This is a genomic window from Oligoflexus sp., assembly GCF_035712445.1.
Classification (GTDB): Bacteria; Bdellovibrionota_B; Oligoflexia; order Oligoflexales; family Oligoflexaceae; genus Oligoflexus.
Genome location: NZ_DASTAT010000121.1, coordinates 1 through 20,917, shown reverse-complemented (window position 1 = coordinate 20,917; position 20,917 = coordinate 1). Strand labels below are relative to the sequence as shown.

Here is a 20,917-nt window from a genome sequence, read left to right as displayed (position 1 = left end):
TTGAAGGCTTCAACAGAAAGGCAAAGCTTTGCCAGAGAAGCGCTTACGGATATAGGCGTTTCAAAAATTATCGACTCAGGGTTTTAAATATGTGCCGGTAGAGAGATTCAGGGTCGGACCCACTACGATTCGGGGAGAGCCTGAAATGTACGTGAGGAAAGAGAAGCTTGTCAGATCTTGTAATGATTTAAGTAGGTTAGGGAGCGATCGCGCCAGGATTCGAACCTGGGACCACAGGATTAGCGTACACACTTCGACTTTCGCCGCCCCCGAAGGGTTCGTGGTCTGGACTATACCTTCACCGTATCCGAAGACTTAGGTGCACCCCGTCTAGTCTCTACACCTTCCTTGTTGCCAAGGCTTGGCTCGGGATTGCCACGGAACTGAGTTCCAAAGGGTTCCCCGAATTTGAGGTGAGCAGCTCGTGATCTTTCGATGACGAGAGTCCTATTTTGGGCTATTGCCCGGCTATTAAATCCTGTGCTCTATCCAACTGAGCTACGCGACCGTTGGAGCCCGCATAGTATCCATTGTCGCCCCAGAGGTCAACACCTTCAGGGACCTTCCTTTCATTCTAGCCATTATCGCATGGCGAGCCGGGTCCAGTAGCGCGCGGTGGCAGGGGAGGTGTGGGCCAGTTTGTGGCCGAGTGTCCGGCTTTCCGTGCCACCAATCTGTTGGATGGCATGCAGAATACGGAATTGCACGTAGAGCGGGTCCTTGCCTTTTTTGTTCTGCTGCACGGCATAGGCCGTCGCCAGGAGCCTGAGGGCGGGAGCATGGGCTGTGCCTGAAAAGCGTTCACCCATCGCGCTGGCTGATTCCGCGCGGACGACCAGAGCGCGATCGAAGAGCCCCCACTGCAGAATATGCCCACAGAGCTTCGAGGACCTGCGTGTGCAAACCTGAACCCAACCCGTTCGCCATTCCCAGCTGAGGTTTTCAAAGGCCAGGCCCTTCTTTCTGAGCGTGCTCCATAGATTGTTATGCTCGACCTCGCTCATTTTCATGAAAATCTGCCAATCTTTTTTCGCCGGACTCCTGGTCCAATTCCAGTCTGCGCGGGCGGCCGCGAATCCTTTCCAGGGACTGGAAAAGAGGAGCAGAATCAAGCCGATTTGGTAAAACTTGGCAAAACAGCTGGGCACCATGTTCCCACTCCATCTTAAAGGTATATGCTAAGTCCTCGTAATCCCGATCAGTTTTTCTGTAACTTTAAGCTTGGTCTAAAGCGCATTGGTTAAAATGCCGATCCCCCTTCATGGCCCCACCGTTATTCCCTGTGGGGTCCTGTCAGGGTTCCCGGGAGGCCGGGCGCCGCCCGTGTTTGAGGAGTCGCTATGAGCGAACAGGTCTGGTACCTCTACCAAAATGGACAGCAGGTGGGACCTTTTGAGACGCAACAGGTTTCGCAGTTGTTCCTGAATAACATGATCGCCAAAGATGGCTACATTTTCAAGGTGGGTTGGAAGGATTGGCGACCCATTGAAGAAGGTTATGAAGCCCTCGGGATTCCGAATCCCAACAGTCCTGCTCCCGTCGCACCTGAGGAATATAAAAAGCAGGTGGAGAAAAGGCTCGAGGGAGCGCCGCGGGCTTCGATCAGCGGTCGCGTTGTGGTGCATAACAACGGTCAGCTCACGATAGGTCAGGGCGTGAATATTTCTGTAGGCGGAATCTTTGTGGAAACCGGCGATCAGATCTTCACAATCGGTGAATCCCTGAAGCTATCCGTTCGCTGCGATGGACTTCCCAAAGCGTTCAACGCGGATGCGTCCGTGATTCGCTTTAATCAGGATAACCGTTTTCCTGTGGGCTATGGACTGAAGTTCACGAAGATTGAAGCCCAGGCCCAGGCCAGCATCCAGCAGTTGGTGGACGATGCCAACAAACGCGGGGATCGCGGGCGCTTTGTAAAGTAATGCAAGAATTTTAGAGGCACTTGCCAACGTCGAGAAGTGAGGGAGAGGTATGTCGGAAGTTGTCCAGGAAAATTCCAACAGTTGGAAATCGGTGGAATCTTTGGAGGAAGCCAAACACCTGGTGGATCTGGGAGCCCTTCTGGTTTGGAAGGACTTTAAGCAAGTGCGGAAAGTGCTGGATGATAACCAGCTCAAAGAACTCGTGCGCTACTGCGCCGGTCGCCTTTCGGAGCGCGTGGAAAGCCGCCTGCCCGAAGAAATTTTGATTGAAAGTCTTCTGGTGATCTTCGCCAACTGTCAGAACGAGGATATTCTGGTGGCCTTCCTTCAGGAAGTGTTGGAACAACCCAACCGCCTGGAAGCCTGCACCACGCTCGTTGAGCTGGCGATCACAGCGGAAGTCTCCGATGCCGAGCATTCCGAAGAGATCTTCGCCATCGCGGTGGCTCTGATCTGTGAACTCGGCAATATGGTGCGGCAGTTTCAGCTGGAAAATCCCCGTGAAATGGGTGTCCCTGCGCTGCGCCTTCTCGATCGGATCTCGACCTATCTTCTGTCGGTGAGCAACAGCAACGACAACTGCATCCGTCTCAGCCTGCTCCATTACTTCGGTACCATGGAAAAGGGCAAGGCGAACAAGGTGGGCTTCAACCGCATCATGGGCCGCTTCGGTCATACGGTGCTGGAGCATCTCTTCACGCTGCTCTTCAATAAGAAGACGGAAGCGGTCGCGCTGCAGTTCCTGCTCGAAAATATCCCGCATATCCTGGAAGCTGATGATCACGCCCAGACCATCCTGCAGGAAACCTGGAAGCATTATCTTCTGAAAAAGCCCGAGCGTTTTGCGCTCTTCATCCAGGCTTTGAGCCATTATCTTCTGGCCATGCCCGATGAAGAGGCGCGTATCTGCCGGAAGACCTATCTGCAGCATCTGGCCCTTCTTTTGAAGAAGGTCGCCGAAGTCGATCACCGCGAACTGGGGCGCGAGATCCTGGGTGCCATGGCTTCCTTCGCGCGTGAGCCCTTCTTCAAGGAACTCGTGCCGATGATCGTCCGCGACTCCTCGATCCGCGATTCTTTCCGGACGCTGGTCGCGAAAATGGCCAATACCTCGGATGTCGAATCTGTGCTTGAGGAAGCTGATTCCTTCCGCTCGTCGAAACGCGGCCGGAAGCCCAGCTTTGCCAAGACGGACAAGACTCGCGTGATCTATCAGGTGAAATTCCTGGGAACGCAGCAGACGGCTAAGGCATCCTGAAGCAGGCTTAAGACACCAGGAAAACACAAGGGAGGGACTTCGGTGCCCTCCCTTTTATTTTTATGGGCAGGGCAGGCGCGCGGACTCGCTGGCTTCCCAAAGGGGATTCCAATACTGCACCAAAAGCTCCGCAGTCGCGCCTGGATCATTCACGATATAGCCGAACTCCTGAAGATTCGCGGGATAGAAATTCTGCGAACCCATATAGAAACTCACCTGATCGACGATGATCAGCTTGCTGTGATTGCTGATGCTCGATCCATCCGACCAGCTGGTTCGGTCCTTGGAAAAGCGGAAGGGGGCGTAGGCGACCTTGTCACAGAAATACTGCTGCAGCGATTCACCGTTCGGAGTGTGGAAGCGTTTCGCCTGGGCGGATTTGATGAATTCAGCGGCCATATTCTGAAAGGTTTTTTCGGGTGATACCATGCCATAGCCCAGGAAAGGACCCGGATTGGATTGAAGAACGCTCACCTTCACCCCACGCATGATGGCATCCAATAGAGCAGGCAAAGCCCAGGAAGCCGCAGGCTTCAAACCCAGAGCGCTATAAAGATCCTGCTGCGAAAGCTCAATCGACTGACGGCTGGCTTTGATCAGATCCACGATCGCATCATCCGCCGCATTATTTCCCAAAGATCCCATGCGACCCACACCAATGACAGGCAGGCCTGATGCGGCATCAGATTTGGGAACAATATTCAGTCGGTCTTTGCGGAAAGGATAGGAGGCAAAACCCTTCCCTACCTTGGACCACAGCGTATTAACGAATTTTTGGGTGTCCTGGCCCACGGGGCCGTAAACTTCCATGCTGAGGTCAAAGACGGGCTTTTCGCTCAAATAGTCGGCATCCCAAAGGTTATGACCACCGCTCAGCACACGCTTTTGATCGGCAATGATGATCTTGGAATGATTCCAGCTGAGCTGAGGACTCGAGAGCCATGCAAGGTTCATCCGCAAAGCCTCACTCCGACCGCCGCGTTTTTGAATATCGTTAGCAATGGCTTTCAAAGTCTTATCGGCTGGCGAGAGAAAGTTAAGGCTGGTGCTGCTATCACCACTATAGAGAAAACGCACGGTCGGCACGTTTTCCTTGTGACTCAGATAAGCCAAAGCGTTGATCATAGCCTCGCGGAACCGGCCATTGGGCGAGGAAAGGGATGTGATGTCAAGGTGCTCGTCGGCCGAGATCATTATGTTATAGACGCGCTCCACAAGACCATCGGCAGAGCCAAGACAGAGTCTATTCGCGGATTCACCAGGGCGTTTTATGGTGGGTGCGAAGTCCTTGCAGCTCACGCCAAGGTCCTGGCAATCACTATCCACCGTACAGATTTTCCGTTGGAAGGTTTCGTCGCAAAGAGGCGAACCCTTTGCGCAGTCGGCCGACCTTGGCAATTCCGAACGCTCGGAAAAGTATTCCTGATGGCTGGGGCTTTGAACGATCCAGTCCGCGTCCAAAGTCAAAGCGCTCTCGAACCAGGTCCTGCCTTCTGAATCCTTATGAGCTGCCTTCAGTCCCGAGACCAGGCGATATGGGCCATGATTGCGAAAACGAAAAAAAATCGGAAATGGAAAGAGCCGCTCACGGAATCACCGGAGCGGCTCTTGATTCGTAAAATAAATCAGGGGGTTGCAGGGGTCGGAGTCGCGTCCGCCGGAGCGGGAGCAGCTTCCTCTGCAGGACCTGGATCGCTGCCGCCGGGGGCCGGCTTGATTTCATCCCCAAGGATGAAGTCGATCGAAGTCTTCTTGCCCAGCACATCCGCGATATACCAGGCGCCATCGCGCTTCACGACGGATACCGTGTTCTCGGTGGTGGTCTGCGGGGCATCTTCCAGTTTCACAGTTTTCTCGGGGCCCAGGTTCCGATAGCTCAGCTGGAAGGTGATTTCCGTTTCACGCGGCGTACGATCGCGACGCTCGACCACCGAATAGCGGTCGAGTTTAAAGTTCTGCTTGATGAAGGCGGAGCTGATGACATCATCCGATGCGCCTTCCAATGCGTTTTTCAGATTGCCTGTGGTGAGCTTCATCAGCTCTTTCTTCTGACCCACTTCTGTCATGTTGAGCGAAATATCCAAATACGCCTGTACCACCTCCTCGGGAGTCATGGATTCGCGCCCGGAACTGCACATCTTGGTGCAGCCGAACAGAAGCAGAAAACTGAAGAAGGACACAAGACGGATCTTACGCATTACGGCTGCTCCTCCGGGGGTTGGCCTGTCGGTGCGGGATTATCCGGACGAGCAGCATCAACCGGAGTCGGGGCTGTCGGTCCAGGCTGGGCGCCAGTCTCCGCAGGGACAGGCGGATTCGGTGCAAGGGGAAGTATCGGCGGATTCTTCTGCCGAATATCGGCGTTCTTTTTCCAAACAGGAACCTTGGGAAGTTGTGTCGGAACACCTTCCGGAGCACGCCTGGAAAGAGACGAACGATCATAATTATACGATCCATCTTCCTCGCCGTCGTAGCGGGAAACCGGAGTATCCTGAGGAGCAGGCGAAGCACGACGGCTATCCGCAGGACGATTCCGAGAACGACCGACCTGAATCTCGGGACGTACGACGGCGGCTTCTGGATATTCCAGGGCATCGCGGAACCAGCTGACGAAATTTTTCACATCAGCGGGCGAGGCTTGCGCGATCTGCGCTTGTCCGATGCGGGCGAGCGAGTTGAGGTCACGATTGATCGTGTAAAGCTTCTGATCCACAAACACCAGGGTCGGCGCGACGAAGCCATGCTCGGGACGCGTGAAAACAGGAATATTCTGCTGCTTCAGATAACTGAGGCGCGAGAGATATTGATTCTGTTTGGGGCGGCCTAAAAACACTTTGACGTCAACCTTTCGGTATTTTGCCAAAAACAGCGCGGAAACCACATCACCATCGGTAAGATAGTCCGTGATCAACCAGATGCGTCTTTTGCTGGAACCTATCAGCTCCAAAACATTATGACGTAATTCATCAAAGTTTGCAGTATTTTTGAGGGCAAACCCCGGAACAGGTACCGGGGCTTGTGGTGCATAGATTGATTCTTCGGTAGCAGAAAAGCCCGACTGTGTTAGAGCAGCGAGGGCGATGCAAGCTGGCAGCAGAAGACGCATGATGTCCATCCGTTGTTATTTTTTGCGGATGATGAAAGCCCCGAACCCGTCCATATCGTCCTGATTACCCGCGTAAACCGCAAAGAGGTTCTCACGCGTCACATATTTCTTGTAGTAATCCGGCAAACGTGAGACAGGGGACACAACCTCCATCTTATCACTGAACTGGTCCACGAGTCTCTGCAGATGCTCCTCTGTCTCTTCGCTTTCAAACGAACACACGGAATAGATCAGTTCACCCCCTGGCTTCAAAAGCTCCAGGGCATGCTGGATCATCTTCCACTGCTGCTCGGCCAGGGGCGCGACGATCTCGGCCTTCTTCTGCCACTTGCCTTCGGGGTGGCGACGCAGGACGCCGAGGCCGGAACAGGGCGCATCCAGAAGGATTTTGTCGAGTTTTGCCTCGGGTTTCCAAGTCAGGAAATCTTCATGGATCCACTCGACCTTCTCATGACCCAGGCGATGCATGGTGTCGCGCGCGCGGTTGTATTGATCCTTATCCTTTTCCACAGCGAGCAGGCGAATTTTTTCCGCCCCGAGTTCATAGACATGGGAGAGTTTCCCGCCGGGTCCTGCACAGGCATCGGCCAGGACCTCGCCCTCTTTCGGGGCCACGAGGTAACCGATCAGCTGCGAGGCTTCATCCTGGATCGTGTAAAAGCCACGTCCGAAGAGGCTCTCCATCCCGGTATCCGGCGAATGATCGAGGTGCAGGGCGGAACGAAGGGGGCGGCGGTCGCTCTTCATTTTTTCTTCACGCAGAAGATTGTCCTGAAGAATGGCTGCATTTTCGACCGGGGTTTTCAAGGCATTGATGCGAACCGTCACAGGCGGCGGCTGATTGTTGGCCGACAGCATCTGCTCCATGCGTTCAAAACGGAAACGCTTGTACCAGCGATCGACGAGCCACTGCGGATGGGCAAACTGCAGAGCGAGGTACTCACGCGGCTTGGCGACTTTATCCGGCTTGGCGAAATATTCGGCGCGGCGGGCGATCTGCCGCAAAATGCCGTTCACAAAGGTACAGGCGTTGTGCTGACCTTTCTTGCGGATGTATTCAACGCTTTCATTGACGGCGGCGCGATCGGGCACGCGGTCCATGTAATAGATCTGATAGGTGCCGCAGACGAGGGCCGCACGAATCTCGGGGCTCGATTTTTCCAGGTCGCGCTTGGAGGTATTCTGAAGAATCCAGTAGAGCTTGGAATTCCAGCGCAGACTGCCGTAGAGGATTTCTTTGATGAAGTTGCGATCGAGGCGCTTCAGTTTGCTTTCATGCTGCGCATACATCTCGGCCAGAATTTTTTCCGGCTTTTTGCGGTGCTCCATGACGGCGACAAAGGCGTCATAGGCGATTTCACGGGCAAGGGATAGGCTCAAGTCAGGAAACCTCCTGAAAAAGGAATAGGACAGCCACACAAGGCTGCCGCCAGGATATATAGCAAGGCTCTGGTGAAAACCCTATGAGGGATGTGGACTCAGAGCGAGGGCTCGCGTCGGGGAGTGGTTTCGTTGTCTTCTTCCAAAAAGCGGCTGACACGACGATGGGGCTCCTGATGGGCACGGGATAGAGCACGCCGGCTTTTGTGGACTTCAAAAGTTTTCCGGAAGAAATCGTATCCGAAGAAGACTGCAGCAAAAAGAGCACCGAGGATAAATGACGCCAGGAAAGCCAGGAAACCGGCCACACGATATTCCCCAAAATAGGGAACATTGACATAGACCTTATCCATGTTCAGAAAACCAAAGTATCCGCCGTATCCCAGGAACATCAAGACCACGATAAAGCTGATCAGGCGGCGCAGATAACTCATACCTGGATACTCCCGATGGACACAAAGAAAAAACGGGCCAGTTGATTGTAACTGGGCCCGTTCTAGCTATCAAGGGCTGCTCGTGGCCCGATATTGCGTAACTCAAGCCTGGAAGTTTGGCTGCCCAAGGCCCCTCCTTTCGGTGAGGCCGGGCAGTTTACGGAACCACCGTCACGACCCGCATTCGGGTCAAGGCCGGTGATCCTTCGAAACCACCGTCACGACCCGCATTCGGGTCAGGGCCGGCGATCCTTCGAAACCACCGTCACGACCGGAGGTCGAGCCGATGGCCTTGCAATCACTTCTCTTGCTCTTTAGCCGCTTTGGCCTTCGCGAACGCATCAGCCAAACCTGTTTTAGGTTCAACGTTGCTGATGTACTGACGAAGCTCGTCGCCTTGCAGCTGACGGAGCAGGGCTTTGCGAGAAAGCGAGAACTTGCGCTCTTCGCTGTCGCTCGAAAGAACGACGAACTCAACGGTGTCGCCTTCTTTCACAACATCTTCCACTTTCGTGACGTTCTCATCGGACAGTTCGGAGATATGGATCATACCTTCGACGCCTGGGGAGAGTTCAACGAAAGCACCGAAATCAACAACCTTGGTCACGCGGCCTTTGCCTTTGGTACCGGCTTGGAATTCGCGCGAAGCTTTGACCCAGGGGTCATCGCCGAGTTGTTTGATACCGAGGGAGAAGCGCTCGTTTTCTGCGTCGATTTGCAGAATCTTGGCTTCCACTTCATCACCTTTCTTGAAGAGATCACCAGGGTGGTTGATCCGCTCGGTCCAGGAGATGTCGGAGATGTGGATAAGGCCGTCGATACCGTCTTCGATACCAACGAAGATACCGAAGTCAGTGATGTTGCGGATTTTGCCGCGGATGACGTCACCTTCCTGATATTTTTCTTTCACGATATCCCATGGGTTGGGCTCGATCTGCTTCATGCCGAGGCTGATGCGGCGGTTTTCAGTGTCCATGGCCAGGATGACCACTTCAACTTCGTCACCAACCTGAACAACCTTGGAAGGATGCTTGATGCGCTTGCTCCAGCTCATTTCGCTGATGTGGATCAAGCCTTCAACGCCTTGCTCCATTTCGACAAAGGCGCCGTAATCAGTCAAGCTGACAACAGTTCCTTTAGCGCGCGAGCCGACGGTGTAGCGCTCAGCCACAGTAAGCCAGGGGTCGTTCTGCAGTTGCTTGTAGCCCAAGGAAACGCGTTGACGCGCTTCGTCGTACGACAGAACCTTGACTTCGATTTCCTGACCCACTTCGAACATCTGGGAAGGATGGTTGATCCGGCCCCAGGACATATCGGTGATGTGGAGAAGGCCGTCGATGCCGCCGAGATCGATGAAGGCACCGTAATCGGTGATATTCTTCACGATACCCTTGAGAACAGCGTTCTCTTTCAGGTGCGACAGAGTTTCGCTACGCAGCTTCTCGCGATCTTGTTCCAAAAGGACGCGACGGCTCAAAACGATGTTGCCGCGTTTTTTGTTGAACTTGATGATCTTGAATTGCAGCTTGGCACCGATCAGCTTGTCGAGGTTGCGCACAGGGCGCAGGTCGACTTGCGAACCAGGCAAGAAAGCTTTCACGCCGATATCGACCGACAGACCACCCTTAACGCGGGCGATCACGCGACCTTCGACGATTTCACTCTTCTCATAAGCGTCAGAAATGCGATCCCAGGCGCGGAACATTTCAGCACGTTCGCGGCTCAGAACCATTTCGCCATCATTGTCTTCGAAGGAGTCGAGGTAGACTTCCACGACGTCGCCTTCCGCAACGGAAAGCGTACCATCCGGCTGCAGGAATTCCGACTTGGGGATTTCGCCTTCGGATTTGTGGCCGATATCAACGATCACGGAGTCGTCGGTAAAACGAACGACGCGGCCGCGAACAATCGAGCCTTCTTTCACTTCGCCACTGCCTTCAGAATTCAGCATATTGGCGAATTCTTGGCTTTCGCCCTTTTGATGGTCGAAACCGGTATCTTCATCCTCCCAGCGGATGTTGCCGATACCTGCAAGCTTGGATTCGTGTAATTGCATAAATGTGGTTAACTCCTAATATTGTCCGCCCATCGGACATATTTTTTTGCTCAGAGCTTGAATCGTTATCACGCGGGTCTATAAAAGTCAATGAAAGCACGCTAAGATGAGGGCTGCGACCAGAATCCCCTGGCGCAGCAGCCTACAGGAACATGGGATGACGATAGCCACTAGCCACTTGCGATGTTCATACTATCTTGTCTTAACGCTCTCTCTCGGCCGTCCCGGCGTCGCTTTCCCTGCTGAAACTGCCTCTCCTGCGAACAAAGCAGCAGAGACATCACCAGATGCCGCCAAGACGACCAAAGCCAAGCCCAGTGACAAAGGAAAAGCCGAAGAATTGCCGCCTGCCCGGACTGATTGGACGGTCGCGCCGTCTGGAGCCGCTCCCGCCACACCAACTCCAGCACCGGCTTCCGATGCCAAACCAGCGGATGCTCCGCTGACTGGTCCCAATGGCGAAGCCTGTCCTGAGCCAGAGCCCGCGCCGAATCTTCCTCGTTCGGATACCTACAAAGGTATGCCATTCCAGCCAGGAGAGGAGGCCCGTTATATTCTGAAATATGGACTCGTGAAGGTCCACGTGGGCTATGGTTTTCTGCGCGTACAGCCGCCGACCAAACACACCATGCCGGTGGCTCGAAAAAATGGAGCCGTGGTGGAGGAAGCTCGCTGGCATCGTGTGTTTGCTGCTGAGGCTTACACGGGTGATTGGTACAAGATGATCTTCGCCGGGCACGATAAAATGCAGGCGTTCTCGCGTCCCTGGGATTTTGGTGTGACGAAATTCTACATCAGCCAGAACGAGGAAAAACCCTTCGTCCGACGTTATCACGCTGAAAAATGGCTCGATTTCGATCATGTGAATTGCCGCGTGACTGAACGCATGGTCGATCACAAGAAAAAGCGCGAGAAAACCGAAGAGCATTTCCTGCAGCCATCCGCGGATGATGCTCTGGGCGCTGTTTACAAGCTTCGGACTTTCAATTACCAGCTGAATAAGACTGAACGCGTTCTCGTTTACACTTCAGAAAAAAACTGGTGGCTCGAAGCCACGCCCGTCGCCCTGGAAGAAGTGAAGACCGCTTTTGGAACGCATAAGGCTTATAAACTGAACGTGAAGACCTACCTGGGCAAGGAACTGCAGCAACGCGGAAAACTTTTCGTGTGGATTGCGGCCGATCATCCCAACCACCCGATGCTACGGGTGGAAGGGGAAGTGACCTTCGGTTCCATTTATTTGGAGCTGGATCGGTATACGCCGGGAGCGGCATGACGCCTGGCCCCCTACGGGGCTGACGGATCCTTTGTGCGGGGGCTTTCTTATAGCCCCGCTTCAGCCAGAGTCTCGATCGCCTTCTTCTGTTCCTGCGACAGTTCGCGTGGAATTTCCAAATCCACGACAGCGAAAAGATCGTGCTGATGTCCCTGCTGATCGGTGAAGCCCAGGCCACGGAGACGAATCTTCGTACCGGCTTTCACCCCGGCAGGGACTTTTATTTTCTTGGGTCCTTCCGGTGTGTTCACCATCTTGCTGCAACCGAGGAAGGCCTCGGAAACTTTAAGCTTGAGCGGCGCTTCGATATCATCCTCGACCCGTTTGAAGTCGGGATGATCAGCGACTTGCACGATGATGAAGAGATCGCCTGGGGGACCTCCGGCCCGTGAAGCGGCTCCACGACCGCTGACGCGCAGACGGGCTCCCGATTTCACGCCTTTGGGAATACGCACCGTGAGTTCGCGCTGCGTGCCATCGCTCAGGGAAAAGTTCACGCGACGCTCAGCGCCGTTGTAGGCCTCCATGAAACCGATGGCCAAGGGATATTCCACATCCTGACCTTTTTGAGGTCCAAAACCACCACCACCGCCGCGACCAAAGCCCCCACCGGGTCCGCCGCCGCCGAAGAAGCTGGAGAAGAAGCTGCCGCGACCGCCAAGGCCCATTTCCTCGAAAATGGATCCGAAATCCGTTCCGCGGAAAATGTCTTCCGAGCTGTACTGCTGATGAAAACGCTGATCACCAAACATGTCGTACTGCTGGCGCTTTTTCTCATCCGAAAGAACGGCGTAGGCCTCATTGATCTGCTTGAACTTTTCCTCGGCCGCCTTGTCCCCCTGATTCCGGTCAGGGTGGTATTGCATGGCGAGTTTCCGATAGGCCTTCTTAATCTCGGCCTCGTTAGCCGTCTTCGGGACGCCTAATATTTCATAATAGTTTTGCACAGTTAACCCCAAAAATGGACAGCCCAAGTTCCTTTACTAAGATGAGGCCAGGGGCGCGAAAGTCAAGTCCCGATCCTAGGGCTATGATAAAATCATGTTAAGTCTGAAAGAATCCCTACGAGGATATGAATCTTTGCGAAGCATCACCATTCAAGGATGTCTTGGCCTTGCCCTGGTTATCAGCACCTTGGGTGGACTGGGTTACGTCGGATATCGTCAGCTCTCCATTCGCGGCATGCAGGCGGAAGCCCGGCTGCTCCTGAGCTACATGCAGACCCTGCAGAACGTCTATCATATCGAGCAGGGGCAGTATGCGCGTTTCGATCAGTTCTACGGCGCGCCGATCCAAGGCAAGGATCAGTGTGAGCAGCCTGAAGGAGCCGCGCGACTCGGTTTTCTGATTCACGGCTGTCATGACCTGAAGTCACCGGCGCCGCGTTATGCCTATCGCAGCCTCCCTCTGACAAAGCCCAAGCCCAACTATCGTTTGGAAGCGGAAGGCGGAACGGATGCCCAGGGCCGCAGCCTCATCTGCTTTTCGCCCGACGATAGAGAGCTTTGGGTGGCTGAACAAAATAAGGATATAGTCGCAATCCAATCATGCTGGTAAGTCCTGCCGTCATTCGCCGGTTCCGGCTTCAGGTTTAACTTCCCGTACTTTCCCGCCGAAACACCCATTCGGACCTTCCGAATGAAAAAGGCGGGCATGAGCAGGAAAGAACAGCAAGAGATCAAAGCACCAGGCAGTCTGAGTTTCGTTGCCGGAACTCTGATCGTGTATGCTTTCGTCTCGGCGATCTGGGTTTTCATGCTGGGCGAGGCTGTGATCCGCATTCTGGGTCTTCTGCTCAGCTTCGGCGTGATCGTCATGGTGGCGAGACGCTGGTGGGAGCGTCGACTGGAAGCGTATGATCGTGCGGTGGCTGCTTCGGAAACCGAGGTGGAAGCTGAAGCTTCTGTGACGATGTCCGAGGAATTGCAGAAGTTCGTGGTCGAGAACATGCGCTTTGCCGTCTTCCGGGTCGATGCCCAGCTGCAGCTGCGTCTTGAGACCCCGATTTTCCCGAAGAGCCTCAGCACGGCTGAGGATTTGGATGGCCGGGATCTGATCGAGATGCTCGGACTGGTCACGCGTCTCAGCCAGGATGATCTGCAGATGCTGAAGTTTCAGCTTAGCCATGCTTTTGGAATGAATAAAATCCAATGGACGGCGACCTCTTTCAGTCTGCCTCAGGAAGCCCAGTTGAAACGCGGACCGACCGCCTTCGCAAGGCTCAGCTATATCCCCGTCTATGAGAATGACAAGCTCGCCTGCGTGCATATGATCATGCAGGATATCAGCGAAATCAAAGAGCGCGAAGTCAAGGCCGAGCAGCAGAGAAAGGACATGGAAAAGTTCTTCGCCCTCCTGCAGGTGTCCGATTCCCTGTTCGAACTGTTCATGGGCGAAACGCGCAAGCTCTTCGAGGATATCAAGTACGATCTGAAATCCCTGCGGGAAAAAGCCGGCGACAATCCGATCGATACCGCCAATCGCATGTTCCGTGCGGTGCATACCATCAAGGCCAACGCCAAGCTCTTTAAGCTGACGTCGATCCAGGACGTGGCCCATACCGTGGAGCATTATCTAGAAGAACTACGCACGGGCAAGCGGACCTTCACGCCCTCCGTGCTCGCGGAACTCACGCAGAAAATCATGGCGATCAGTGAAGAGGTTTATTCCTATGCGAGTCTGCGCAAGGAAATTCTGAATACCAGCGAACGCAGCTCGGCCTTCAATCTGAAATACCGCGTGCAGTGGATCCGCTCGCTGATGAATCAGTTCGCTTCCATCCTGCGCGATCCCAAATTCGAACAGCGGCATCTGAAGCTGATTCAGAAGGAATTCGGGCGCGCACTTTCGAGTTTCGACAAGGCCTCGCTGCGTGAATACCTGCGTGGCTACAATCAGATGCTGCAGGAAGTCGCCGCATCCATGGGCAAGGAAGTTCAGGAGATTGAAACCGACCTGGAATACCATCACTTCGATTCGAGCACGCTGGCCCGCATCAATGATATCCTTCTGCATTGCCTCCGCAATTCGGTGGATCACGGCATTGAAATGCCGGACGAACGTGTTGCGGCGGGTAAAGCGAGGGGCGGTTTGATTCGCCTGCGCACCAAAGAGCAGGATGGAATGGTCAATATCGAAATCTCGGATGATGGCCGTGGACTGGATCTGGAGAAGATCAAAGCCAAAGCCATCGAAATGAATATTGTGAGCGGCGAGCAGGCCGAGCGCATGTCGGAAAAAGAAGTGATTCCTCTCCTCTTCCATGCCGGCGTGTCCACGGCCTCGGCCGTCACGGAAATATCCGGGCGTGGTTTGGGTATGGATGTGGTTCGTGACTATGTCCAGGGCCTCAGCGGGACCTTGTCATTGACCTTTGCCAAAGGCCAGGGCACGACGATTTCCGTTTGGATTCCTGCGGCGTCCGAGGATTTCATCTCGCCGCTGGGCATTCACGACCTGCATGATGTGCTGGACGAAGTGCAGCGCGATTATCTGCATTATGCCCAGGAGCGTTTTGTCTTTGATTATAACGAACTGGATCGTATTACTATTTTTACCGACAAAATGAGCCTGATTGAAGTCCTGCGCGTGATCCTCACGGAAATGTATCAGCGCTGTCCGGCTGGTTGCCGCATTCACTTCGCGGTGGAAGAGCACATGGGGCGCCGGCGCGTGGATAGCTATGTCTTCTATCGTTTGAAAGCCACCGTGCAGGGGGATAGCATCCCACGAGGCTGGTCCTTTGAAAAGGATAGCAAGGCGATGGAAGCCGCGGGTTCGATGCTGCGGAAGAACGGTGGCTCGCTTTACATGCGGCAGCCGCAGCAGCTTGAGATCAACATTCCTTCGAATATTCCCGTGCGCTTTGCCCAGTATGAATTCAAGGTGCTGATCTATACGAACCGCCTGGAAAATCTGCAGACGCAGATCACCAATTTCTTTGACAAGGTCATGGGCGGCTGGGTTTTCAAGTCCTATACTTATCCCTTCGAAGAGAGCAAGGCCCAGGAGCTGAAAGGCTCGGCCTGTCTTGTGCTCCTCGATAGTGCCATGGTGAAGGCCTACGTTGATTCCCGCGAAGAAAGCGATCGGAAAAAAGACGGTGTGGTGCTTTTCCCGGAAGAGGAACTCGACATCGACACTTTGAATGGTTCGGCCATTCTTCCTGAAAATATCCTCTTCGTTCCGCCCTCGTTCGATGAAAAGCACTTCCACCGCTGCCTCGCCGGTGTGATCTTCCGCCGCTTCCTGAAGGAGATGGTGAGGGATCAGAGCGGCATGAGCTATCGCGACAAAGACCTTCTGACCCGCGTCTCGTGAGTCAGGACAAAAATCTTCCGCCCCCCGCCTCTTAAGCCGGGATGCCATCAATTGACAGGGGATGCCCTCTCGGAGTATGGATGAAGCTCCCCAGTGATGGCTTGCCTCAGGAGATCCCCGATGGCTCAAACACAAGAGAATACAGGCATTCGTATCTGGCTTTTGATCACCGCTTTTCTGGTTTTTTCGATGGTTGCCGTAGGCGGCCTTACACGTTTGACGCGTTCCGGTCTTTCGATCGTAGAGTGGAAGCCTATTAGCGGCGTTTTGCCGCCCCTCACCGATGAGGCCTGGCACGCGGAATTCGAGAAGTATAAGCAGTATCCGCAGTATCAGAAAGTGAACCAGGACATGGACATGCACGAGTTCAAGTTCATCTTCTGGTGGGAATACGGCCACCGTTTGCTTGGACGGCTGATTGGATTTGTCTTTGCTGTTCCCCTGCTGATCTTCGCTTTGCAGAGAAAGGTGCGGGGTACTTTGGCCTTCAAGCTCGGCACTGCGCTGGTGCTTGGCGGCGCCCAGGGCTTTTTAGGCTGGTATATGGTGAAGTCAGGGCTGGTCGAACGCCCCAGCGTGAGTCACTTCCGTTTGGCCGCGCATCTTCTTTTGGCTCTGTTTTTGATGTGCTTTCTTTATTGGGTGGCCATGGACCTGCGCGCACCTTTGCGCCGTTACTGGAGCGCTTCGCGCCTGAAGCCTCTGAGCGTGGCTTTTCTGTGTCTTGTCACGCTGCAAATTTTCTATGGAGCGCTCACCGCCGGTCTGCATGCGGGGCATATGTATAACACCTTCCCCACGATGAATGGCCTTTGGATTCCCCAGGGCATCGGTTCGATGGGGCCGATCCTGGATTTTCTGGAAAATCCGGTCACTATTCAGTTCGTGCACCGCTGCCTGGGATGGCTGGTCCTTTTCAGTGCGGTCGGCCTTTTCCTTGTGAGTCGGAAGGAAACTCAGCTGACGCCGCGGCAAAGGTGGAGTTTTCAGGCTCTTCTCGTCATGGTCATGGTGCAGTTCACTCTTGGTGTCTTCACGCTGCTCTATATGGTTCCGGTCGCGCTCGGCTCCCTTCATCAGATGGGAGCCTGCATTCTTCTGCTGCTGGCCGTGAATGCGGTCCATGCGATGCGTGAAGGTCCTTCTGTCAGTTTGAGCATCGTGCGTCGGGCGGCGTGAGCCGCGAACTTGATGCCCGGCCCGAGCTCCAGAAGTCAGGACAGACTTTCAGAACTGCCTTTGCGTGACTATAGGTTGGGATCCATCGAGTGGAAAGATAAAGAAGTAGGTTCGGACTGGGCGATCGTGGATAATGTTCGCGTTCAGAACAGGAATACAGGTTCCACCAACTTTGCGGACAGAAGGCACGAGAAACATGTCCAGGGCCTTTTGCTTGAGAGTTCGGCCTAGAGTCTGACAAAAGCTGTAATCTGTAGGATGCAGCATCATAGGATGGCGAGACTGAAGAGGCAGAAGATTCGCGTGCCGCATGGCGGTGAGGTCTGCCTTGAACATCCGGCGCGCCTGAATAATAGGATCTTTGGTATTGAGAAAGTCATTTCGGTCAATTTCAGGGCGATGATAAAGCGTTTCCTGAATGGATGTCTCCTCTTCCAGAGCGCCGTACCACACGCCAAAGGTCCCGTCACTGTATCTTCCCCATCTCCAGAACTTTTCATCAAAACACAGGAGGCTGTCTTCAATGCGGCCATACTGTTCGAAGCGGGTGTGATGCGGTTGCCGGTGATCAATGCCGCTCGACCGGTTTTCAATATATTCCAGCAAGGCCGCTTCATCCTCATCGACGAGGTCATCGTAGAGGGCTTGGGTAGGATCACAGGTCGCTATATTACGATAGGCTTCGAAGTGCTTTTCACCTGATATAACTTCAATTTCAGGGATCTGTAGGACCATTAACCCGCCACCCGCAACTGGTCGAGCAGGCGCCTTACAGAAAACAGGCGCGGCAGTGAATTCATGGGGTCTTCAGCAATGTACTCCATGGCTGAAAGACCATCAAAGAGGTCCCTTTTGGTTTTAAACCAGCCATAAGCCACGACACGGTTCTGCGGAAAAAGAATGCGAAGGTTTTTGTGAATCCCGACGAGATGCGCCACGCGAAGAATTTTATCGGGATCGTCCGGTATCTGGACTTCCTTTTTTAAAGTATTCAGGCGCTGTCGGTTTTCTTTGATCCCAAGAAGAATAGCTTGCTCGCGTTGATTCAAAGCATAGTGTTCCACAATGCTCCAAAATGCTTTGCCCAGAACACGAAGAATTTCTTCATGCTTGGGAGGATCAAATTTATCTGGATTATTGTTTGACATCGCAAGCTCCAAATCCTGCCTTTCTTTACAGGACTTGTCGGATGAATTCAATCAAAACTTAAAGCAATAAGTATAAATAACTTAAATTATTAAGTTTAATAATGTTTGATTTCATACAGATGCTAAAGCCTCCCGAATGGCCCGCTCCACCGGCGAGTAATTTCCATCTGGTCTTACGATGGTGATCGGTTCCTTGGCGAACAGAGGCGGCTGGGCCATGATGCGGGGAACGTGGCCGCGATGACCCTGGGCGGCGTGAACGAGAAAGGGATGACAAAGGTAGACGGTGCCGGCCGGTCCGGTGGCCAGGACTTCTTTGCAGTGGCTTGTGTGTTCGGCGCGTTGCGCGAGTTTCAGAAACGCGAGGCCGTCGGCTCCGAACGGTTCCAGAATGCGGGCTACGTCCAGATGCGAACCCACGCGAATGCGGGTCGGGGCATCGTTGTCACTGACATCGCTGAAGAGAAAAAGCATCAGCAGCGCACGTCCCTGCGAATGCACGTTGATGCGCCAGGCCATGTAATCGTTGGGATTGGGGCCAGGAAAACTGGCATCAACATGCCAGCCATCATCCTGAGGAGCCTCGCTATGCGGAAAGCGAACCGGAAAGGACCCAAGGCTCATCCGAGGAGCCCAGCGTCCTTTGCCGACCAATTGATCAAAGGCCTGATGCAGAATCGGAGTGTTGGCAGCCTGGATGAAAGGCTCCTGAGTATATTCACCAAGGCGGATGACTGGAGCTTTCCAGGTGGCCGGATCCGGCGTGCAGCCGGTATCACGCCAGATGATTTTCCGAACGGCTTCAGCCAGGGCAAGGGGGAAGGCGTTTTCGATTTGCACAAAACCGTCACGAATAAACGATTCCGCCAGCTCCTGCATGGGCATGTCCTCCGAAGACGATTAATCCTCGACATATAGTACAGGTTTTTCGCCTAAAATTCGCTGTGTCGCAATATAACTCGTGAGCAGACAGACAGCAACCAGGGCCAGCGTCACCGCAATCGGCACCATCAGCGAGGGCTGCCAAAGACCTTTGAATATCACTTTACCGATAATGAAGGACGCAAGCAGTCCGAGCACCGATCCCAGCACCGCAGCGCCCGCGCCCAGCCAGCCGAATTCCTTGAGCGTGGCCTTCAGTATCACCTGGAAATCGGCCCCCAGTATCTTCAGAAGGTTACTGTCCCAGCGCCGCGCCAAAGCCTGATTCTGCGCAATCGAGAAGATCACCGCGTGGCCGGTCAGCACCGTGAGCCAGCCCATCACAATCAAAACCAGGGACATCTGCTGGATCAGCTCGCTGATTTTGGCCACCAGCTTGGTGACGTCGATGATCGAAACGTTCGGATAGGCATCCACGATCTTTTTCTGCAGCTCCAGCTTTTTCTCGAAGGCAAGGGAGGGGAGCGTCATCAGAAAAGTTTTCGGCGCGTCATCCACCAGTCCAGGCTGGAGGATAAGAAAAAAGTTAGGCTGGAACGTGTTCCACTTCACACTGCGAAGACTTGTGATCACAGCAGAAACGGGAAGGCCCTGCACGTCGAAGGTTAATGTATCCCCAAGCTTGACGCCCAGACGCTCCGCATAACGCTGCTCAATGGAAATTTCTCCGGGTTTCCCCGAGCTTTCCTGCCAGGAGTCGGTGAAAAGTTTCCCTTCCACAATAGCCTCAGAATCCGCGAGCCCTGTGCGGTAAGACAGATTCACGCCGCGATTTCGTGAGCGCTGCTCCTGCTCATCTTCACGCGTTACGGCCGTATCGTTGATCCTTTGCCAGGGCTGGCCATTCACTTCACTCAGTCGCGCCATGATCATCGGGGCCATGGCCTTGGGCGTTACGCCTTCCTTGCGAACGAGGGCCTCCAGTTCTTCGGCCTGATCCTCCTGAATATCAAACAGGAAAAGACTCGGCAGCGTATCCCCATCCGGTCTTTGCAGTTCCGATTCTATGCTGTGCTGAATCTGGGGAATCAGATTGATCAAGGCAGCGCCAATGCCCAGGGCAATAAAGGAATTCAAAGAATGACTCTTCTGCGAGCGCAGATAGGTGATCGCCAGCCGCGAACTCAAAGAACCCTTGCGGGCACGCAGAGCCAGGAACTTGAGTCCGAGCCAGGCAATAAAAGCAAAGATCAGCGCAAGGCCAAGGAGGGTGGCGCAGAAGAGTGTGCCCACCTTAAAGGAATGCGCCTGCCAAAGGCTCAGAAGATAGAACGCAAGAAAACTCGGTAAATAACTGACCCAAAGCGCAGCGGTCCAGAGCCGATCCCCTCCGCTGATTTCCTGGAAAAGAACGGCAGGATTCAGCCGCCGAATCCGAAGAAGCTGAGGCAAACACACGAGGATGGAACCCGCCACACCCAATCCCAAGGCCAAGGCGAAAGACGGCCAGCCCACAGTGATGGACAGCGGAACAGGCGTCAGGGTTTCCAAAAGATTGGAAGCCAAGGGGACGAGCAGCATGCTGACCAATCCGGCAAGAAGCGCGCTCAAGGCCCCTAGAAGCGTCAACTGCAGCACGTAGAGCATCATGGCTTTGAAATGCGTGAGACCAATACTGACAAGTGTGGCAATGGCCGTCTGCTTGCGATCGAGGTACATGCGGAATAGATACGACGCTCCCATCGCGGCCAGGGCGAGAGCCACCAGGGAAACCAGTCCGAGGTAATCGGACAGATAGGCGAGCATGCGGCCGTTGTCCTGCCCCGCTTTATTATAGGCGGACACCCGGACACCGGCATCGGTAATCACGCGTTGAATAGCCTGTTCCACCTGGTCAACATCCGAACCTGCTGGAAGTTGAATCAGCTGCGTATGCGTCGTCGTGCTGCCGAACTG

19 protein-coding genes are annotated in these 20,917 nt (G+C 54.1%); 7 read left to right on the top strand and 12 right to left on the bottom strand.

Annotated features, from left to right (window positions below; genetic code table 11):
• On the top strand, positions 1-101 hold a 101-nt coding region (locus tag VFO10_RS25810), incomplete at its 5' end, for a transposase (RefSeq protein ID WP_325136626.1).
• Positions 102-581: 480 nt separating this feature from the next.
• Here VFO10_RS25810 and VFO10_RS25805 read toward each other — a convergent pair.
• The gene (locus VFO10_RS25805; protein WP_325144890.1) at positions 582-1,151 is read right to left on the bottom strand and encodes a hypothetical protein; all 570 of its coding nucleotides are present in this window, start codon (positions 1,149-1,151) and stop codon (positions 582-584) included.
• Positions 1,152-1,340: 189 nt separating this feature from the next.
• Between VFO10_RS25805 and VFO10_RS25800 the strand changes: the two genes are divergently transcribed.
• Together VFO10_RS25800 and VFO10_RS25795 are read left to right on the top strand one after the other, a co-directional pair.
• Positions 1,341-1,922 (top strand): PilZ domain-containing protein, encoded by a 582-nt coding sequence (locus VFO10_RS25800; RefSeq protein WP_325144889.1) that lies wholly within the window; start codon positions 1,341-1,343, stop codon positions 1,920-1,922.
• Between the two features lie 49 nt (positions 1,923-1,971).
• Positions 1,972-3,180, top strand: a complete 1,209-nt coding sequence (locus VFO10_RS25795) for a hypothetical protein (protein WP_325144888.1) — start codon at positions 1,972-1,974, stop codon at positions 3,178-3,180.
• Positions 3,181-3,240: 60 nt separating this feature from the next.
• Here VFO10_RS25795 and VFO10_RS25790 read toward each other — a convergent pair whose 3' ends face one another.
• From VFO10_RS25790 to VFO10_RS25765, 6 genes are all read right to left on the bottom strand, one after another.
• Complete coding sequence (locus VFO10_RS25790; protein WP_325144887.1) at positions 3,241-4,647, bottom strand: hypothetical protein; 1,407 nt, start codon at positions 4,645-4,647, stop codon at positions 3,241-3,243.
• A 158-nt stretch (positions 4,648-4,805) separates the two neighbouring features.
• Positions 4,806-5,378, bottom strand: coding sequence for a hypothetical protein (locus VFO10_RS25785; protein ID WP_325144886.1), 573 nt, complete (start codon positions 5,376-5,378; stop codon positions 4,806-4,808).
• Positions 5,378-6,286 (bottom strand): phospholipase D-like domain-containing protein, encoded by a 909-nt coding sequence (locus tag VFO10_RS25780; RefSeq protein ID WP_325144885.1) that lies wholly within the window; start codon positions 6,284-6,286, stop codon positions 5,378-5,380. The genes VFO10_RS25785 and VFO10_RS25780 overlap by 1 nt, the downstream gene beginning before the upstream one ends.
• A 15-nt stretch (positions 6,287-6,301) precedes the next feature.
• Positions 6,302-7,666, bottom strand: a complete 1,365-nt coding sequence (gene rsmB / locus VFO10_RS25775) for a 16S rRNA (cytosine(967)-C(5))-methyltransferase RsmB (protein ID WP_325144884.1) — start codon at positions 7,664-7,666, stop codon at positions 6,302-6,304.
• Between the two features lie 98 nt (positions 7,667-7,764).
• Positions 7,765-8,100 (bottom strand): hypothetical protein, encoded by a 336-nt coding sequence (locus tag VFO10_RS25770; RefSeq protein WP_325144883.1) that lies wholly within the window; start codon positions 8,098-8,100, stop codon positions 7,765-7,767.
• Positions 8,101-8,398: 298 nt separating this feature from the next.
• The gene (locus tag VFO10_RS25765) at positions 8,399-10,156 is read right to left on the bottom strand and encodes a 30S ribosomal protein S1 (RefSeq protein WP_325144882.1); all 1,758 of its coding nucleotides are present in this window, start codon (positions 10,154-10,156) and stop codon (positions 8,399-8,401) included.
• Positions 10,157-10,313: 157 nt separating this feature from the next.
• Here VFO10_RS25765 and VFO10_RS25760 point away from each other — a divergent pair, with 157 nt between their 5' ends.
• A complete protein-coding gene (locus VFO10_RS25760) occupies positions 10,314-11,432 on the top strand; it encodes a DUF3108 domain-containing protein (protein WP_325144881.1) in 1,119 nt (372 codons plus the stop codon).
• Between the two features lie 47 nt (positions 11,433-11,479).
• On the opposite strand, the gene VFO10_RS25755 is transcribed toward VFO10_RS25760, so the two are convergent.
• Positions 11,480-12,379 carry a DnaJ C-terminal domain-containing protein gene (locus VFO10_RS25755; protein WP_325144880.1) on the bottom strand — a complete coding sequence of 300 codons (900 nt, stop codon included), beginning with the start codon at positions 12,377-12,379 and terminating at the stop codon, positions 11,480-11,482.
• A 133-nt stretch (positions 12,380-12,512) separates the two neighbouring features.
• Between VFO10_RS25755 and VFO10_RS25750 the strand changes: the two genes are divergently transcribed.
• From VFO10_RS25750 to VFO10_RS25740, 3 genes are all read left to right on the top strand, one after another.
• The gene (locus tag VFO10_RS25750) at positions 12,513-12,989 is read left to right on the top strand and encodes a hypothetical protein (protein WP_325144879.1); all 477 of its coding nucleotides are present in this window, start codon (positions 12,513-12,515) and stop codon (positions 12,987-12,989) included.
• A 96-nt stretch (positions 12,990-13,085) separates the two neighbouring features.
• Positions 13,086-15,752 carry a chemotaxis protein CheA gene (locus tag VFO10_RS25745; protein WP_325144878.1) on the top strand — a complete coding sequence of 889 codons (2,667 nt, stop codon included), beginning with the start codon at positions 13,086-13,088 and terminating at the stop codon, positions 15,750-15,752.
• A gap of 120 nt (positions 15,753-15,872) precedes the next feature.
• Complete coding sequence (locus VFO10_RS25740) at positions 15,873-16,931, top strand: COX15/CtaA family protein (RefSeq protein ID WP_325144877.1); 1,059 nt, start codon at positions 15,873-15,875, stop codon at positions 16,929-16,931.
• 48 nt (positions 16,932-16,979) lie between these two features.
• Here VFO10_RS25740 and VFO10_RS25735 read toward each other — a convergent pair whose 3' ends face one another.
• From VFO10_RS25735 to VFO10_RS25720, 4 genes are all read right to left on the bottom strand, one after another.
• Entirely contained in the window at positions 16,980-17,666 is a 687-nt protein-coding gene (locus VFO10_RS25735) for an RES family NAD+ phosphorylase (protein ID WP_325144876.1), read from the bottom strand.
• Positions 17,666-18,091, bottom strand: coding sequence for a hypothetical protein (locus VFO10_RS25730; protein WP_325144875.1), 426 nt, complete (start codon positions 18,089-18,091; stop codon positions 17,666-17,668). The genes VFO10_RS25735 and VFO10_RS25730 overlap by 1 nt, the downstream gene beginning before the upstream one ends.
• Before the next feature lie 99 nt (positions 18,092-18,190).
• Positions 18,191-18,958: a hypothetical protein gene (locus VFO10_RS25725; RefSeq protein WP_325144874.1), complete on the bottom strand. Its 768-nt coding sequence runs from the start codon at positions 18,956-18,958 to the stop codon at positions 18,191-18,193.
• A 21-nt stretch (positions 18,959-18,979) separates the two neighbouring features.
• Positions 18,980-20,917, bottom strand: a 1,938-nt coding sequence (locus VFO10_RS25720; protein ID WP_325144873.1) for an ABC transporter permease, incomplete at its 5' end; no start/stop codon positions are given.